Raw genomic sequence first — 16,047 nt, 5'->3', positions numbered from 1 at the left:
TAAGATGATGCACAGCATTTGACGTGCCGTATCTCCACCCATCACGCACATTTGGCCAGGAGGCCCACGAGAGGCTGAGGAGATTAATTCGACTCCGTTGGTTGCCTGTGATGAACTTCATGGTGGAGAGTGAACGTCATGGCATCGACTAGGAAGCTGCTGCGCGAAGAGGCGGGGGTAAAGCTATACGAAGTTGGGGAGCCGAAGTCATACGGTCGGGCGAACGGCTGTCACTATCGCATATCCACCATGCGCCAGAACCAACCGCGCGTCTTGGCGGACCTAGCCGAAGCCGAAGATGCATTCGACCTTGAAGTCATCTCGTCACTCCTGGACCCTGTCGTCCAGAAAATGATGCGCCCGACAGAGCACTGAAGCTTGTGCAACTTCCACCGGATGTGGTCGAGCCCGAAGGCGATCGTGGTCATGGCCAATGACGGGCAATGCGACGTAGGCAAACCCCGCACCGGGCGGCGGCTATCGTGACTACCCCGCGCCGATCGTGCGCCATGGGTAATAGGCAAGCGAGGGGTGGGGGTTGTGGTAAGGTTGAGATGGTCCGCCGGCGTGCGGAGCGAGGCTGACGTGTTGAGACCGATCATCATTAAGCTGTCACCCGGTGCGTCTCTGGTCCTTCTGGACTGCCTAGAGCACGGCGTCATGTTCAGCGAAAATGAGATAGCCCGGGGCCACGCGCAATCGCGTCTTAGCGGCATGGAGGTCGTCTTTGATGTGACGGCTTGCGGCGAGGAGTGGTCGCCTGTCGTATGGCATCAGCAAAAGCAGCCTATTGGCTGGGTTCACCTTGACGGGCGTAGGTCCGAGGGACCCACCCGCCCATCCTCGACGTAGGTTTACTTCGCCCATCGCCTGACGAAGCACGCAACGCTTTCTGGCCGGCTTTGCGGGCAGCGAAGTGCGTCCCTCCCCCAACGCGATGCATCGACCTTTCTGAAGGCAGAATAGCACTCGCCAAGGCCGCGAAGTTGACAAGACACCACTAGTAAATCCATAGATGGCATCATCATGTGGAAATGCGCTATCCATTCGCGGAATACGCTTCACGCCGGACGCTTCGTCGGAGGCGTCTAGCCCCAAACTCACGTTGAGCGAAAGCTCAGAGTTTGGGGTCTGTTTTCGTTTGAAAACACTACGGTGTAGCGACCCTCGAATGGGTTGTTGCTCAGGCGTTCAGCCGAACACTTAAATCTCAATCATCCAGTCAGACGCGTCGACTTCAGTCGATCGTTTCGGCTGCGCGATTTCATGACCGAACCCGGAAGGTTGAAAATGACCAGCGTCAAGGCGAGAGCCGTTCGCAAGCCACGGCTACTGATGACGTCTCAGGATATGGAGACCATCGAGTCACTCATGGGGCACGCGTCGTGCTCCGGTGCGGCTGGAAGGCTGCTGGAGGAGGAGCTGTCACGAGCCGTGATCGTTAACGAGTCCTTTTCCGGGAGACCCTTCTGTCGCATTGGCAGCTGGGTCACGTATGAGGACCTCGGTTCAGGACAGGTACGAAACATCAAACTTGTCGCGCCTGTCGACGCCGATATCGACAAGCGCCAGGTTTCTGTACTCAGCCTTGTAGGGGCTTCGCTCCTCGGTTTGGTGGCTGACACCGAGTTTGCCTGGGCAGACGACAATGGCCGTCCGCATCGCTTGAAGGTTCTCCACATAGGAGACGAGCCTCATGCCGAACTTGAGTGACCTCAGCGTTCGGATCCTTGATGCTGCGGTCGCAGACGCGATTGCGGCCGCTCAGTGGGACCGTATCGACCTGCAAACCCGGCGTCCCGGCCAGGACCCCAAGGACCTCCTCCTCGCCAAGGCGGCAGAGCTCGCAATGTCGCCTATTGCCCGGGACCAACTGTTGTCGGCGGCTCTTGAACACGGCGTCGAGTCGTTTCATCCGGATCGCCCGCTGATCGACCTGGACTGCTGTTCTGGAGCGCGCAGTGTGATCATCGATCGCGTCTTTGCTCTCGGGCCGCACCAGCGATCAGAGACGGAAAGCGTCGTCTCTGCGATCGAGGCGCGTCACGCGCGACGCCTGTGCCAGGACGCTCGCTATGACCTTCTCGCTGAATGTCTGAGGCAGGATGCCATCCTCCAGGAAGAGCTCTGGAGCCATCCGGGTATCCCGGCCTCGGACGCTGTGAGGCTGACAATGCTGTGCTCGATCCCAAAGCTTCTCGAGCGCGCTGAAACGCTGTCTGGCGAAGGGCCTTGGCGTTTCGTGAACCGCTGGATCAATCGCCTTGCCGGGAGCGGTGCGTAATGAGAGGCCGACACAACATCGTAGGGTCCGAGGTCGGCCGTCCAAAGCCGCCATTCTACCCCGGGGGCCATTCGAGACTCCAAGTCGTCAGGCCTCACGCCAAGAAGCGCTGGATCATCTTGGCGTTGGTTCTCGCAAGCTGTCTCGGTCTGTTCGTCGTGGGGGTCGGCTGACGTCGCCTCCAACACTTAGCTTGTCGGTTAGCAATCTTTGCCGGTGTCGAAAGATACGGCCTCAACGCAGTGGTCCCGGAGTGACCACCAGCCTTCCCACTTGCATCGACGTCATCTTGGCCGGGTCGCCATTACGTCTCTGCACAGAGTTCGGAGTCCCTTTTGTCAGTCATTCGCTTTGCCCCGCTCGCAGCGAGTCTCGCCGCAATGCTTTTGGTCATGCCGGCGCTTCCTGAACCTTGGGCATGGGCAGTGTGCGGCTTGGCCGCGACCCTGTCTGCGCTGGGAGTTTACGACCTGACTCAGCCTGCGCATTCTGTCCGACGCAACTACCCGATAGTGGGTCGGCTTCGCTGGCTCTTTGAGGAAATCCGCCCTCTCATCAGACAGTACCTGTTCGAGGACGAGCACGAAGAAACTCCGTTCTCCCGAAGCCAGCGCTCTCTTGTGTACGCGCGCGCTAAGAATGAGGTCAGCGATCGTCCGTTCGGCACCCTTTTGAATGTGTACGAGAACGGCTACGAATTCATAGCGCACTCGACAAGACCCGTTCCCGCAGCAGATCCCGGCACCTTCAGAATTCTGATCGGCGGCGAAGAATGCCGACACCCTTACTCAGCCTCAATTTTCAATATTTCGGCGATGAGCTTCGGCGCTTTGAGCGCTAATGCCATCCGCGCGCTAAACAAAGGCGCAAAGCTCGGTGATTTCGCTCACGACACGGGCGAAGGCTCCATTAGCCCCTACCACCGTGAACACGGGGGAGACCTCATCTGGGAGATAGGGAGCGGCTACTTCGGATGCCGCGACAATGACGGTAAGTTCGATCCGCACCGCTTCGCTGAACAAGCTGCTGATCCCCAGATTCGGATGATCGAGTTGAAGATCAGCCAAGGGGCGAAGCCGGGGAAAGGCGGGATACTGCCGGGAGAGAAGGTCACGCCCGAAATCGCTCTCACTCGGGGTATTCCGGTCGGCAAGGATTGTATTTCTCCGTCCTCACATTCAGCGTTCAGCACGCCACTTGAGCTCGCACATTTTATCGCGCGGTTGCGCGATTTGTCGGGCGGCAAGCCTGTGGGATTTAAGCTGTGCGTGGGTCAACCTTGGGAGTTTATGGGTATCGTGAAAGCGATGCTCGAGACGGGGATTTATCCGGACTACATCGTCGTTGACGGTGCCGAAGGAGGAACGGGGGCGGCCCCACTCGAATTTTCGGACCATCTCGGGATGCCGCTCCGCGAGAGCCTGCTTTTTGTGCATAACACCCTTGTGGGAGCAGGCATTCGCGACCGCATTAGGGTGGGTGCCGCCGGCAAAATCGTCAGCGCATTCGATATCGCTACGATCATGGCCCTCGGCGCGGACTGGACTAATGCAGGGCGCGGTTTCATGTTCGCCATCGGTTGCATACAATCCCTGTCGTGCCACACGAACCAGTGTCCTAGCGGCGTAGCCACGCAAGATCCGATACGACAAAGAGCGCTCGTGGTAGGCGACAAGGCCGATCGTGTTTACAGCTTTCACCGAAACACGTTGCTGGCGTTATCCGAGATGATCGCCGCAGCTGGGCTGGATCATCCGAGCAGGCTTGGCCCGCATCATCTCGTTCGGCGCGTCAGTCTGACCGAGATTAGATTGTTCTCGCAGCTGCATATGTTTCTCGAAAAGGGCGAACTATTAACGGGCAACTCTGACCGAGACTTCTATGGCCAGGCTTGGAGCCTCGCCAGAGCGGACAGCTTTGACACTGCGCCTTAGCGCTGATCGTGTTCCTCGTCCTGAGGGCTTTGGCGACTATCCCGATCTGAATAGTACTCTGCCGGCCCTGGCAATAGGATCAGTCCTGACAGACAGGCGTCCAAAGCGCTCAAAATGGCGTCGTCGCGTCGCGTTCAGACAGGACAGACGTCATGGCCTCAACGAGCTCCCCAATCGCTCCTCCGCTCTCCCATGCATAGACGGACAGGCAAAGTGAAGTCTCTCCGGTGAACAGGGGGCTGGCCCTCACAGAATGGGCGCGGGTGACGCTGACGGGCATCATACGGTTCGAGGACGCCGGAGTCCGGTCGCCAGATGTTCTGCTGGTGTACCCCGATGAAGCTGACCCTGCGGCCGGGTTCATATCAGTATTGTCCAGGGAGGGAGCCGCCTTGATCGGTCTCCGGCTCGGGACGACGATTTGGTGGCCCGGTCGGGACGGCACCATCAACCCGATGTCCGTCGCTCGCGTCACGCCTCCTGTCGGTCTCCGATTCTAGCCGAGCACTTTTGCTGGCCCCTCCCCCTCGGCACCGGTGATCATGTGACGCGAGATCGTAACCTCGTCGCGGTGCGCACCGAATGACGACGAAACGCTCGAACAAAATGGTTTCGAGACCTCCCGAGGATCATGCTGTCGGTTTAGAAAGAATGCTCACGGTGGTCCTCGGAACTTCGTCTTAGGGGAACCCCGGAGGCGCGCAGGCCGCTCTGCCGCGATAAGGGATATCGATGCGAGCTTTTCAGCCCCCTGAAACAGCGCCCTCAGCCTTGATCCGCCCCGCCTCTCCCTGGATGGCGTTCGCGGCGGCGGTGATCGTTGCTATGGCCGGCGCGGGTTTGCGCGCCGGACTGGGCGAGCGTATCGGCGATCACGGAGCCTTCCTGGTCTTCGTGCCGGCCGTCGTGGTCGGCGCCGCCATGGGCGGCTGGCTGCTGGGATTTGCGGCGACCCTGATCGGCCTCGGCGGGGGCCTGCTGCTTTCACCTCTGAGCCCGGCACTGTGGATTGAGGCTTTCCTGTTCGTCGGCGTGGCGGCTTCGGTGACGTTGGGCGGCGAATGGTTCCAGCGGGCGCATCGCGAGCTCTCATCCCGCGAGACCCATCTCCGGCTCATCCTGAACACCATCCCGGACGCCATGATCCTGATCGACGACGGCGGCCGGATCCGTGCCTTCAGCCCGACGGCCGAGCGACTTTTCGGCTGGTCCCTGGACGAAGTTATTGGCCAGAACGTGAGCGCCCTCATGCCCTCGCCGCACAGAGAAGCGCATGACGGCTACCTGCATCGATACTACAGAACAGGCGAGCGCCGCATCATCGGCCTCGGTCGGATCGTCGTTGGTCAACGCAAGGACGGCTCCACATTTCCGATGGAGTTGGCCGTGGGCGAGATGCGGACGGCCGACGGCCGCTTCTTCACGGGCTTCGTTCGCGACCTGACCGAACGCCAGCAGGCCGAAACCCGGATGCAAGAACTGCAGAGCGATCTCGTGCGGGTGTCCCGGCTGACCGCGCTCGGCGAAATGGCGTCGGCCTTGGCTCACGAGCTGAACCAGCCGCTGACGGCCATTTCCAACTATCTGAAAGGCTCGACACGGCTGATGGCCTCGAAAGGACTGGGCGATGAGCGGATCGCCAGTGCTCTCGAACACGCGGCCGAACAGACGATGCGCGCGGGGGTCATCATCCGGCGGCTGCGCGAGTTCGTTTCGCGCGGCGAGACCGAACGTCGGATTGAGGACCTTCCGAAGCTCATCGAGGAGGCCAGCGCCCTTGCGCTCGTCGGCGCGCGCGAACACGGCGTTCGGGTTCGGTTCGAGATCGACCCTGCGGCCGATCGGGTGCTGGCTGACAAGGTCCAGATTCAACAGGTTCTGCTTAACCTGATCCGCAACGGGATGGACGCCATGGAAGACGCGCCGGTGCGGGACCTGGTGATCGGCGCGGTGCCTGTAAACGCCGATCTGATCCAGGTCTCGGTGTCGGACACCGGGGCCGGCGTGGCAGCAGATTTCGTGGAGCAGCTATTCCAGCCTTTTGTGACCAGCAAACGGACGGGAATGGGCGTGGGCCTGTCAATTTCGCGCACCATCGTCGAGTCTCACGGTGGGCGAATCTGGTTCGAGGAGAACCCTGCCGGCGGTGCAGTTTTCATTTTCACGCTCCAGCGCGGACGTCTGGAAGAGGAGGCAAACGGTGACGACTGACGCCATTATCCACGTCATCGATGACGACGCAGCCGTGCGCGATTCCCTGGCCTTCCTCCTGGAGACGGCCGACCTGACGGCGCGGACCTATGAGTCCGCGATCGACTTCCTCGCGGAACCTGAGCGCCCGGCGGGTTGTATCGTGACCGATGTCCGCATGCCGGACATGACCGGCATCGAACTGGCCCGTCGGCTGCGCGACAGCGGATCGGTCGAGCCTGTCATCGTGATCACCGGCCATGCAGACGTGCCCATGGCCATTGAGGCCATGCGCGCGGGTGTTGTCGATTTTATCGAAAAACCGTTCGATGACGAAGTACTCCTCGCATCGATACATCGCGTGCTCGACCAGTCCAGAAAGGCGACGTCCGCAGACGCGGAGCGCCGGGCTATCGCCGTCCGGCTAGACACCTTATCCCCTCGCGAGCGCGATATCGTCGATGGGCTCGTCAAAGGACATGCCAACAAGGTCATAGCGTTCGATCTCGGAATTAGCCCGCGCACCGTCGAGGTCTATCGCGCCAACGCCATGACCAAGATGCACGCTGGCAGTCTGTCGGAGCTGGTAAGGATGGTCATGACAACGGGGTCTTTCCCAGACTAGCTTGGCTACGCCGCGCTCGACATGACCCTGGATTCTCGTACGCCGTCAGGAGCGGCATCGACGGTGTGTTTCCGGGAGAGCCGAGAGGAGCAACTCCTTGGTGGTCTGGCGTTTCGACGCTCGAGAAGGCCTGCGTCAAAGCCCATGCGCGCTGTTCGGTATGTGCGGATCGCGCTCAACCTACCGACTTGTCGTCGACGGAGCCTGTATCTCCGTCGTCCGCCCGGACGAAGGACAGATTGCCGTCGGGTTCGATGAAACCCCATTGAACCTGCTCGACGGACAAAATGCCTGCCTCGTGCATCTACGACAGGATTTCATCGGGTCGAATCGTTGCGAATCAAAGTGCAAACGCGGCGCCTCACACCAATAGGGCTAGTCCTCTCGCAGGTATTCGAACCGGTTGAGGGACATTTCCAACGAGGGCGAAATAATCTTCAATTCTTGGAGATTCCGTTCCGAGAGCAGCGCGAGCACATGCTCTCCCCTGGAAGTCAGCCGGACGTGCACAACACGCCGGTCGGTCGAGCCCGTTTCGCGAGCTACCAGCTCAGCGGCAACCAAGCGATCAACCAATCCAGCCGCACTGTGCGACTGCAGTAACAGACGGTTGGCCAGGTCGCCAATCGTGATGGCTCCAGAGTAGCTTTGGGCCTTGATCGCAAGAAGAGCCTGATGCTGTTGCGAGGTCAGTCCCGCAGCTTTGGCTCCCTTTTCCGCGAAAGCCAGATACTGGCGGACCGACTGCCGAAAACGCGCCAGGGCTTCGAAGTCTGCCTGCGTCAAAGCGACCGTCACTGGACACCGCGCCCGTCAAACCCCACCTCTTCGCCAGGAGGTTTGGCGCATTGCTGCGGTTGATCGGCATGAAAGTCAGGCACGATACCTAGAGTTTCCGATTCCGGGCCACCACAGACCACCCCAGGAGCCCGAGCCCGGCCGGGATGGCGACCGCTGCCGCCGCCATCGCGAGCGATGTGTGCGTAAGGCTGCCGAAGACGAGCAGAAATATCCCCGCGAACAGGACAAGCATGCCGCCCGCCGCGCCGATCAACACGCCTTTCACACCCTGTGTCCCGCCGCCGACCGGTCAAACCGGGCAGAACCGTCAAATGGAAAGTAGAGGCGGGTCCCGACGACGGCATGCCCCCGATCCTCAACGGAAAGGTGGACGCCTTGTCCGCACTCGGCGAGCCGCGCCGCCAAGGTCCGGGCGGCAGTCTCGGCTGCGCCTCCGGATCGATATACCAAGGTTTCAAAACGCTGACCGCAGTCGAGGAGCCAGCAGTCGCCTTCAAAACGAACGGCGAGCAGCAGATCCTCATCGAAATTCGCACGAACATCGGGTGGGTGCCCTGAGGCAAGCATTACGACCTCCTGCACAAAATTTATATCGTATTGCGATATAAAACACGAATTTCGATGCTTGTGAAGTAGCCAATCCGTTCAACCCGGCTGGCCTTGGTCGTTCTCCAGAGGTCGACCGGGATAGATCACATGATGGGGCTTCAGCGGTCGGGCGCCGGGTGTTGGCGTCGCACTGACGGTCTTTCCGATCGCCATCAGATGCGCGACGGTCTCTCCCCTGAACAGCAAGTAATCAGTGATGATGCGCCGATGACAGCGCCACCACACGGCTTCGGAACACATCAAGGCGACACGCTGCTCACGACCGAGTTCGATCAACGTGTTGAAGGCGTCGCCGAACGCCGGGCCGAGAGCGTAATCGGCGTAGTTGTGGAAACTCTGTACCCGCCACAGACCATTCAGGGCCGGATCGACCTCAAGCTGCTTGGGACGACGTCCGCCAAGCTCTGGAAAATGTCGGTAGGCGATCTGGATCAACGCCAGATCGTCAGGCAGCCGGTCAATGTTGAAGATCGGATTGTTGCGAGAACGCGGAAACGAGCGAACATCCACAAGCAGATCGACGCGTGCCTGACGGAGCATCTCCAGAAACTCCTCGAGACCGCGCTTGGAGTGACCAATGGTGGTGAAGCCAGTCGCCATCAGTCGCTCTCCATCAGAGCCTTCCAGGGCTCGCATCGAACCACGCCTCGCCCGCCGCAATGGCTGCAGAGACTCCCGCAGAGCACCTCGTCGGGGACAGGTGTTTGGCCGCCGCCTGGTGAATGGCGACGGCACACGAGAAGGCTAATCGGGGAATGCCGAAGCTCGGTGAAGCCAGCATTGCCCATTGTGACGATCCCAATCGAACAACGACGAGAAACACTCCGGGTTGCCAGAGATCGGCAAGGCGAAAAGGAAGGCTACGCCGAAGATCGGGATGCAGCTGCGACGGACGCATCAATACAAGAGCGGGCGCCAGTCGTACCCCACGCCGCGGGTTCGAGGTGTGTGCGGGGGTCTCAGACCTCCGGGATTCCCCTTAGGGCGAAGACCCGAATGCCGCGCGCCCCGCGAGCCACTTATACCGACGACATCTTCAAGACGCCGCCGCAGCGGCCCGGAGCCTCTCCGGTTCAGCAGGAACTAAGGCCATGACCGCCCCCCTCGTCGATCTCTCGATCCACCACCGGCCCAAAGGCCTGTCCGACACGGTGGCTTTTGGCTTCACCAAGCTGCTCCGCTTCTGCGCCGACACCTTCTTCGCCAAGCGCTACGGCCACCGAGCCGTCGTTCTGGAGACCGTCGCTGCGGTGCCGGGGATGGTCGGCGCCACGATCAACCACCTGAGTTGCCTGCGCCGGATGTGCGACGACAAGGGGTGGATCAAGACCCTGATGGACGAGGCCGAGAACGAGCGCATGCATCTGATGACCTTCATCGAGATCTCGCAGCCGACCCTGTTCGAGCGTTTCGTCATCGTCTCGGTGCAGTGGGTCTTCTATCTGTTCTTCTTCGGGCTCTATCTCGTGTCCTCCAAGACGGCCCACCGCGTCGTCGGGTATTTCGAGGAGGAGGCGGTGACCAGCTACACTCACTATCTCGCCGAAATCGACGAAGGCCGCAGTCCTAACGTGCCGGCGCCGGAGATCGCGAAACGCTACTGGGGCCTCGCCGACGACGCCACGCTGCGGGATGTGGTGCTGGTCGTGCGGGCCGACGAGGCGCATCATCGCGACGTCAACCACGGCTATGCCAACGAACTGGCGGGGCTGCCGATCCAGGCCGTCGCGCCCTGTCCGCCCCACGTGGCGCTTGAGCCCACCTGGAAGCACGCGGCATGATGTCGCCAGCCTCGCCTCCGCCCGACGCGGGAGCGTCGGGCGAACGCCCGTCTCTGATAATCGCGCCGAACCGTGCTCCGCCGGCCTACCCGCCCCTGAGCACGTTCTCGACCGGCTTGGCCTGCAAATGCCCCCGTTGCGGCAAGGGCGATCTGCTTCAAGGGTTCCTGACCATCCGCGCCGCATGCCCGGCCTGTGGTCTGGATTACGGGTTCGCGGACCCGGCGGACGGGCCGGCGTTCTTCGGTATGAGCGCGGTGGGGGTCGTTGGCATGGGCTTATTCATGTGGTTCGAGTTCGGCGTGCATCCTCCGATCTGGGTGCACATGGTCGTGACCATGCCACTGCTCTTCGTCGCCTGCCTCGCAGTTCTTCGCCCGCTCAAGGGCTGGATGGTCAGCGAGCAGTTCGTGCATAAGGCCGCTCCGCCGGAGTGGGAAAGCGTCGGCAAACACGGTGAAGGTTCGAGGTGGCGGTGACCCCGGTGGCGGCTCATCAAACCGGCGCGACCGCACGCAAACGGGAGTGTCTCGACGAGAGCGGGATCACTGCTCTCGTCGCGGCCTTTTACTCCCGCGCGCGAGCCGACGACATGATTGGCCCAGTGTTCGCGGCGGTCGTCCCCGATTGGGATGCGCACCTGGCCCGCCTCGTCGACTTCTGGTCTTCGGTGATGCTCACAACAGGACGCTACAAGGGCAATCCGTTTGCGGCGCATCGGAGCCTGCCGATCCGCGGAGAGATGTTCGATCGTTGGCTCGCCCTTTGGAGAACCACAGCGGATGAACTGTTTGAGACCGGGCCCGCACAACAACTGACCGAAAAGGCAGAGCGGATCGCCGCCAGCCTTAGTGACGGCCTTCTGTTTCCAGCCTGTCTCAACTCCTCTCGGCCAGTTCAGAGCCGCAGAGAGGGAAGACCCTTCTCCTCGGAATAGTCTTCATGAAAATGGCCCGGTTGTTAGCGGAGAAAGCGGACGTTCCAAACCGCCGCCTTGATTCAGGTTCGGACCTTCAGAACCGCTATCTAATGCCAACTAGGCAGTTGAACAGCCGTGATGCGCCTCGTTGGCAAAATAAAAGCAAAAAGGCAAAAACTGGTCCGTGCTCTGATGATCAGTGAGCCGCAAATGCCCTGCGGCTGGAGCGGGCGGCGGGAATCGAACCCGCACGAAAAGCTTGGGAAGCTTTCAGGCTACCACTACATCACGCCCGCGCTGCCGAAGCCTTAGGCGGTTAGGGCACCAAGCTCAAGACGGGGTGGGCGCGGCGCGTGCCACCCCGTCGTCGTTTCTAGTCGGCCTGATGGACGACCACGCCATCCACGACCGTCAGGGTCGCCTTGCCCTTGGGGATGTCGGCGGCGGGGGCGGTCATCAGGTCGACGTCGAAGGCGGTCAGGTCGGCGCGCTTGCCGATCTCGATGGTGCCCAGATCGTCTTCCTGGAAGCTGGCATGGGCGGGCCAGAGGGTGAACATCTTGAGCGCCGTCATGCGGTCGACCGCCTCGCCCGGACGCCAGTCGGGGCCCTGGAAGCCCTCCAGATCGCGGCGGGTGACGGCGGCGTAGAATTCGATCAGGGGTGAACCGCGCTCGACCGGGGCGTCCGAGCCACCGACGACGATGACGCCACGATCGACCAGGCTGTGCCACGCATAGGCCCCGTCGAGACGAGCGTCGCCCAGGCGGGCCGGGGCGAAATGCAGGTCGCCGATGGCGTGGCTGGGCTGCATGGAAGCGATGATCGGCAGATCCACGAAGTCCTGATAGTCGGCCGGGCGCAGGATCTGGGCATGTTCGATGCGCCAGCGCACATCGGCTCCGTCGGGGCGTTCGGACGCAGGCACCGCCGCCAGGGCCTGCGCATACCAGTCGGCCACGGAAGCATTGCCGCGATCGCCGATGGCGTGGGTCGCGACCTGGATGCCGCCCTTCAGCGCCGCCTCATACAGGGGCACGATCTCGGCTTCGGTGATCTGCATCAGGCCGGTGGTGTCGGGCCGGTCGGCATAGGGTTCGAACAGGGCCGCGCCGCGCGAGCCGAGGGCGCCGTCGGCATAGTATTTGATGGCGCGGGTCACGACTCGCTCGTCCGCCACGCTACGCGGGCCGCCCGCGATCAGGGCGGCGGCACCGTCGGGGGTGACGCTGTTGTAGACGCGCAAGGGGGCCTCGCCCGCCTCGGCCATCTCTTCCAGCAGGGGGATGTCGCGCCATGGGGCGCTCATGAAATGGATGCCGGTCCAGCCATATTGAGCCTCGACGCGGAACCCGGCGCGGTAGGCCTCGCGCAGGGCAGCGGGGTCGGCCTGAGGCATCAGCTGGGCCACCAGCTGTTCGGCTGCATCGACCAGCAGGCCGGTCGGCTGACCGTCGGGACTTTTCAGGATTTCACCCCCGGCAGGTGCCTGGGTCGAGGCGGTGATACCCGCAGCAGTCAGGGCCGCGGTCGAGGCGACCACGGCATGGCCATCGGCGCGGCCCAGCAGGACGACACGCCCGGGTGCAGCGGCATCCAGATCGGCGGCGGTCAGGAAGCGCGCCTCCGGCCAGCGGGTCTCGATCCAGCCACGCCCCACGATGGGGCCATCGGGATGGGCCTGAGCCCAGGCGGTCAGCTTGGCCATGGCATCGGCGACCGAGGTCGACCCCTCGAGGTTCAGGGTCAGCTCGCGCCAGCCGATGCCGTCCAGATGGGCGTGGCCGTCGGTGAAGCCGGGAAACAGGGCCGCGCCCTTGAGGTCGATCAGGGTCAGGCCGTCGCCCGTCGGGGCCTCGGCGAAGGAGCCGACATAGTAGATGCGGCCGTCGCGGACCTGAACCACCTCGGCGGTCGGGGCGGCCTCTACGCCCGTATAGATGGGTCCGCCCCGGATCAGCAGGTCCTGGGCATGGGCCGTGGTGGCGGCCCCGGAGAGCAGCAGGGCGAGGACGAGGCGGCGGATCATGCGGCAGACTCCTGAACAGCAGCCAAGGCCGTGCGACACGACGGCAAAGAGGTCAAGGCGACAAAAACACAGTCCACTGAGTCCACTCAGTCCACTTCGCCCGGCCTACGCCTCCGAGGAGAGGATTGTGCCACGAGGATGCGTCAGAAACGGTCGCGCTGGCGATCGGGCTCATGCTTCCCATCTGACGGCGATGAAACTGTTCACCATCGGATATGAGGGCGAGCCGCAGGCCGCCGTGATCGACCGGCTGAAGGCTGCGGGTGTCGAGGTTCTGGTGGATGTCCGCGCCGTAGCGGCCTCGCGCCGGGCGGGCTTTTCGAAGACCATCCTGGGCAACAGCCTGCGAGAGGCCGGGATCGACTATCTACACCTGCGCCCGCTGGGTACGCCCAAGGCGGGTCGCGAGGCGGCGAAGAAGGGCCGGATCGGAGAGATGCGCGACATCTTCGCGGGCCACATGAGCGAGCCTGCATCGGAAGCCGCCTTCCAGCAGTTGCGGGCTCTGGCGGGCGAAAAGCGGGCGGCTCTGCTGTGTTTCGAGGCTGACCATGCGGGCTGCCACCGGGCCGTCCTGGCCGAACGGCTGGCGAGCGAGGACGGGTTCGAGGTGGTGAACCTCTAATAGTTCTCCCTCCCCATGAAGGGGAGGGAGAAGATTTACGCCGCGGCCTTCCTGCCTTCGAAATTGCCGTAGAAGGTCTCGCCCCTGGCGGCCATGTCGCGCAGCAGTTGGGGCGGGGTAAAGCGGTCGCCGTACTGAGCGGCGTATTTGTCCGCCTGTTCGACGAAGGCCTTCAGGCCGATCTGGTCGATGTAGGTGATCGGGCCGCCGGTCCAGGGCGCGAAGCCCCAGGCCAGGATGGCACCGACATCGGCTTCGCGCGGATCGTCGATGACGCCCTCTTCCCAGCATTTGGCGACCTCGACGGCCTGACGATACAGCAGGCGGCGCTTCTGATCCTCGACCATTTCGGGTGTCGAATCGTTGATCGTCACCGGAGCCAGGTCGGACAGGCCCTTCCACAGCGTCTTGGGCTTGGTGTCGTAGTCGTAGAAGCCCTTGCCGTTCTTGCGACCGTAACGGCCCATATCCTCGACCATGGTGCGAACGATCTCCGCGCCCTGAAGCGGGACGTATTTGTCGCCCAGATCGATGGCCGTCTGTTTGGCGACCTTGACCGACAGGTCCAGGGCCACGTCGTCGTGCATTTCCAACGGACCGCGCGGCATGCCGGTCATGCGGCCGATATTGTCGATCAGGGCGGGGGCATAACCCTCCTGCAGCATGGCCAGGCCCTCTGCGACGTAGGTGGCGAAGCAGCGCGAGGTGTAGAAGCCGCGGCCGTCGTTGACGACGATCGGGGTCTTCTTGATCTTCAGGATGTAGTCCAGCGACTTGGCGATGGCTGCCTCGCCGGTCTTCTCGCCCAGAATGATCTCGACCAGCATCATCTTGTCGACGGGCGAGAAGAAGTGAATGCCGATGAAGTCCTCGGGGCGGACCGAGGCCTCGGCGAGGCCGGTGATCGGCAGGGTCGAGGTGTTGGAGCCGAAGATGGCACCGGGCGCCAGCTGGGCCTCGGCACGCTTCGTCACTTCGGCCTTGATCTCGCGGTTCTCGAACACGGCCTCGATAACCAGGTCCGAGCCCTTGATGTGATCATAGTCGGTGGTGGCGGTGACAGAGGCCAGCAGGGCGTCAAACTTGTCCTGGGTGATCTGGCCGCGCGACAAGCGCTTCTTCAGCAGTTCCTCGACATGGGCCTTGCCCTTGTCGGCGGCCTCCTGGGTCTGATCAATCAGGATGGTTTCGATGCCGGCCAGGGCCTGCACATAGGCGATACCCGCGCCCATCATGCCGGCACCCAGGACCGTGACCTTCTTGGGGTCCGACTTGGGCACGCCGGCGGGGCGGACGGCCCCCTTGTCCAGTTCCTGTTTCGACAGGAACAGCGAGCGGATCATGCCTTGGGCCTGGGGCGTCATCAGGGTCTTGATGAAGTAGCGGGTCTCGATGCGCAGGGCTGCGTCCATCGGCACCTGCATACCCTCATAGACGGCGCTCATCAGGTTGGTGGCGGCGGGATAGTTGCCGTAGGTCTGCTTGCGGATCATCGCATTGCCGACGATGAAATTCTGGACGCCGACGGGGTGGTAGGGACCACCACCGGGCAGTTTGAAGGACTTGTCGTCCCACGGCTGGACGGCCTTGCCGCCGCCGTTGATCCAGGCCTTGGCGGCCTCCACTTCGGTGCCGACGGGGACGACTTCATGGATGAAGCCCGCGCCCTTGGCGTCGTTGGGGCGGAAGGACTTGCCTTCGGTCATGGCCATCATCGCCGCCTGGACGCCGATCAGGCGTGGCAGGCGCTGGGTGCCGCCACCACCGGGGAACAGGCCGACCTTGATCTCGGGCAGGCCGAGCTGAATCTTCGGGCTGTCGCCGACGACGCGGTAATGACAGGCCAGGGTCAGTTCCAGACCGCCGCCCAGCGCCAGGCCATTGATCGCGGCCGCCACGGGCTTGCCGCAGGTTTCCAGCGCGCGCAGGGCCCCGTTCAGCTTCCAGCCGGCGTCATAGGCCTCTTGAAGCGAGCCGCCCGCCAGCATGCCGCCGGCCATGTCGCCCAGGTCCGCACCGGCGCAGAAGCCGGAGGCCTTGCCCGAGGTCAGGACCACGCCCTTGATGGCGTCGTCGGTCTTGACCCGCTCGACCCACTCCGGGATTTCCTTCATCACGCCACTGGTCAGGGTGTTCATCGACCGTCCGGGAACGTCGAAGGTGATCAGGGCGATGCCGTCGGCGTCGACGTCGATCTTGAAGTTTTCCATGGTCTCTCTTCCTTATTCCTCCCCCACCGGGGGAGGGGGA

The 16,047-nt window shown here is 62.6% G+C and carries 15 protein-coding genes and 1 tRNA gene; 11 read left to right on the top strand and 5 right to left on the bottom strand.

Annotated elements, in window-relative coordinates:
• The first annotated feature begins 1,290 nt into the window (after positions 1-1,290).
• The 6 genes from WC585_RS07825 to fixJ all read left to right on the top strand — a co-directional run bounded on the left by WC585_RS07825 (position 1,291) and on the right by fixJ (position 7,033).
• Positions 1,291-1,713, top strand: a complete 423-nt coding sequence (locus WC585_RS07825) for a GreA/GreB family elongation factor (RefSeq protein WP_373257112.1) — start codon at positions 1,291-1,293, stop codon at positions 1,711-1,713.
• On the top strand, positions 1,697-2,284 hold the full coding sequence (locus WC585_RS07820; protein ID WP_373257110.1) for a hypothetical protein: 588 nt from the start codon (positions 1,697-1,699) through the stop codon (positions 2,282-2,284). Before WC585_RS07825 ends, WC585_RS07820 begins: the two co-directional genes overlap by 17 nt.
• A gap of 425 nt (positions 2,285-2,709) precedes the next feature.
• Complete coding sequence (locus WC585_RS07815) at positions 2,710-4,218, top strand: FMN-binding glutamate synthase family protein (protein WP_373257195.1); 1,509 nt, start codon at positions 2,710-2,712, stop codon at positions 4,216-4,218.
• Positions 4,219-4,445: 227 nt separating this feature from the next.
• Complete coding sequence (locus WC585_RS07810) at positions 4,446-4,718, top strand: GreA/GreB family elongation factor (RefSeq protein WP_373257109.1); 273 nt, start codon at positions 4,446-4,448, stop codon at positions 4,716-4,718.
• Between the two features lie 271 nt (positions 4,719-4,989).
• Positions 4,990-6,429 carry a sensor histidine kinase gene (locus tag WC585_RS07805; RefSeq protein ID WP_373257107.1) on the top strand — a complete coding sequence of 480 codons (1,440 nt, stop codon included), beginning with the start codon at positions 4,990-4,992 and terminating at the stop codon, positions 6,427-6,429.
• Positions 6,419-7,033 (top strand): response regulator FixJ, encoded by a 615-nt coding sequence (gene fixJ, locus WC585_RS07800; RefSeq protein ID WP_373257106.1) that lies wholly within the window; start codon positions 6,419-6,421, stop codon positions 7,031-7,033. Before WC585_RS07805 ends, fixJ begins: the two co-directional genes overlap by 11 nt.
• 375 nt (positions 7,034-7,408) lie before the next feature.
• Here fixJ and WC585_RS07795 read toward each other — a convergent pair whose 3' ends face one another.
• Positions 7,409-7,819 (bottom strand): MarR family winged helix-turn-helix transcriptional regulator, encoded by a 411-nt coding sequence (locus WC585_RS07795; RefSeq protein ID WP_373257105.1) that lies wholly within the window; start codon positions 7,817-7,819, stop codon positions 7,409-7,411.
• 357 nt (positions 7,820-8,176) lie between these two features.
• Here WC585_RS07795 and WC585_RS07790 point away from each other — a divergent pair, with 357 nt between their 5' ends.
• Positions 8,177-8,392: a hypothetical protein gene (locus tag WC585_RS07790; RefSeq protein ID WP_373257103.1), complete on the top strand. Its 216-nt coding sequence runs from the start codon at positions 8,177-8,179 to the stop codon at positions 8,390-8,392.
• 87 nt (positions 8,393-8,479) lie between these two features.
• On the opposite strand, the gene WC585_RS07785 is transcribed toward WC585_RS07790, so the two are convergent.
• Complete coding sequence (locus tag WC585_RS07785; RefSeq protein WP_373257102.1) at positions 8,480-9,043, bottom strand: DUF488 family protein; 564 nt, start codon at positions 9,041-9,043, stop codon at positions 8,480-8,482.
• A 491-nt stretch (positions 9,044-9,534) separates the two neighbouring features.
• On the opposite strand from WC585_RS07785, the gene WC585_RS07780 reads away from it, so the two are divergent.
• Genes WC585_RS07780 through WC585_RS07770 form a run of 3 tightly spaced genes read left to right on the top strand, consistent with a single transcriptional unit; the run spans position 9,535 to position 11,161 of the window.
• Complete coding sequence (locus WC585_RS07780; protein WP_373257100.1) at positions 9,535-10,224, top strand: alternative oxidase; 690 nt, start codon at positions 9,535-9,537, stop codon at positions 10,222-10,224.
• Entirely contained in the window at positions 10,221-10,703 is a 483-nt protein-coding gene (locus tag WC585_RS07775) for a DUF983 domain-containing protein (protein ID WP_373257098.1), read from the top strand. Before WC585_RS07780 ends, WC585_RS07775 begins: the two co-directional genes overlap by 4 nt.
• On the top strand, positions 10,694-11,161 hold the full coding sequence (locus WC585_RS07770) for a group III truncated hemoglobin (protein WP_373257097.1): 468 nt from the start codon (positions 10,694-10,696) through the stop codon (positions 11,159-11,161). Before WC585_RS07775 ends, WC585_RS07770 begins: the two co-directional genes overlap by 10 nt.
• A gap of 204 nt (positions 11,162-11,365) precedes the next feature.
• Here the strand turns inward: WC585_RS07770 and WC585_RS07765 are convergent.
• Both WC585_RS07765 and WC585_RS07760 read right to left on the bottom strand, forming a co-directional pair.
• Positions 11,366-11,439 (bottom strand) — tRNA-Gly (locus WC585_RS07765).
• 77 nt (positions 11,440-11,516) lie between these two features.
• Positions 11,517-13,172, bottom strand: coding sequence for an amidohydrolase (locus tag WC585_RS07760; RefSeq protein WP_373257096.1), 1,656 nt, complete (start codon positions 13,170-13,172; stop codon positions 11,517-11,519).
• A gap of 193 nt (positions 13,173-13,365) precedes the next feature.
• Here WC585_RS07760 and WC585_RS07755 point away from each other — a divergent pair, with 193 nt between their 5' ends.
• Positions 13,366-13,797: a DUF488 family protein gene (locus WC585_RS07755; protein ID WP_373257094.1), complete on the top strand. Its 432-nt coding sequence runs from the start codon at positions 13,366-13,368 to the stop codon at positions 13,795-13,797.
• Positions 13,798-13,832: 35 nt separating this feature from the next.
• Here the strand turns inward: WC585_RS07755 and WC585_RS07750 are convergent, their stop codons facing one another.
• Positions 13,833-16,007 (bottom strand): 3-hydroxyacyl-CoA dehydrogenase NAD-binding domain-containing protein, encoded by a 2,175-nt coding sequence (locus WC585_RS07750; protein WP_373257093.1) that lies wholly within the window; start codon positions 16,005-16,007, stop codon positions 13,833-13,835.
• Positions 16,008-16,047 lie beyond the last annotated feature (40 nt).

The organism is Brevundimonas sp., assembly GCF_041648055.1.
Lineage (GTDB): Bacteria > Pseudomonadota > Alphaproteobacteria > Caulobacterales > Caulobacteraceae > Brevundimonas.
Note: the sequence above shows the minus strand (reverse complement) of the source record. Positions and strands in the feature narration are given on the sequence as shown.